1 protein-coding gene is annotated in these 1,138 nt (G+C 68.1%); it reads right to left on the bottom strand.

Going from position 1 to position 1,138, the window contains the following annotated elements; genetic code table 11:
* Position 1: 1 nt before the first annotated feature.
* Positions 2–1,138, bottom strand: a 1,137-nt coding sequence (locus ACOJB8_RS41075) for an acetyl-CoA C-acetyltransferase (protein ID WP_475017972.1), incomplete at its 5' end; no start/stop codon positions are given.

Here is a 1,138-nt window from a genome sequence, read left to right as displayed (position 1 = left end):
ATCAAGCGCGCTCGAGCGCGAGCGCCACGCCCATGCCGCCGCCGATGCACAGCGAGGCCAGGCCGCGCTTCGCGTCGCGGCGCTGCATTTCATGCAGCAGCGTCACGAGAATCCGGCAGCCCGACGCGCCGATCGGGTGACCGATTGCAATCGCCCCGCCGTTCACGTTGATCTTCGACGTGTCCCAGCCCATCTGCTTGTTCACGGCCAGCGCCTGCGCCGCGAACGCCTCGTTGATCTCCATGAGATCGAGATCGTTCACCGACCAGCCCGCGCGCTCCAGCGCCCGCTTCGACGCCGGCACCGGGCCCATGCCCATCACCTTCGGATCGACGCCGCCGCTGGCGTACGCCTTGATGCGCGCGAGCGGCGTGAGGCCCAGCGCCTCGGCCTTCTTCGCCGACATCACCACGACCGCGGCTGCGCCGTCGTTGATGCCCGACGCGTTCGCCGCCGTCACCGTGCCTTCCTTGTTGAACGCCGGCTTCAGGCCCGCGAGCGATTCGGCCGTCACGCCGTGGCGCACGAACTCGTCGGTCCTGAACTGCAGCGGCTCACCCTTGCGTTGCGGAATTTCCACCGAGACGATCTCTTCGTCGAAACGGCCCGCCTTCTGCGCGGCTTCCGCCTTGTTCTGCGAGAGCGCCGCAAACGCGTCCTGTTCTTCGCGCGTGATGCCGTATTCCTTCGCGACGTTCTCTGCCGTCACGCCCATGTGGTACTGGTTGTACACGTCCCACAGGCCGTCGACGATCATGCTGTCGATGAGCTTCGCGTCGCCCATGCGGAAGCCGTCGCGCGAGCCCGGCAGCACGTGCGGCGCGGCGCTCATGTTCTCCTGGCCGCCGGCCACGACGATGTCCGAATCGCCCGCGATGATCGCGTTGGCCGCGAGCATCACCGCCTTCAGGCCCGAGCCGCACACCTTGTTGATCGTCATGGCGGGAACGGCCGCGGGCAGGCCCGCCTTGATCGATGCCTGGCGCGCCACGTTCTGGCCCGAACCGGCCGTCAGCACCTGACCCATGATCACGTCGCTCACCTGCTCGGGCTTCACACCCGCGCGCTCGAGCGCGGCCTTGATGACGATCGCGCCCAGGTCGGGCGCCGCCACCTTCGCGAGCGAACCGCCGAATTT

The sequence above is a fragment of the Paraburkholderia sp. BR10141 genome, assembly GCF_056155635.1.
Note: the sequence above shows the minus strand (reverse complement) of the source record. Positions and strands in the feature narration are given on the sequence as shown.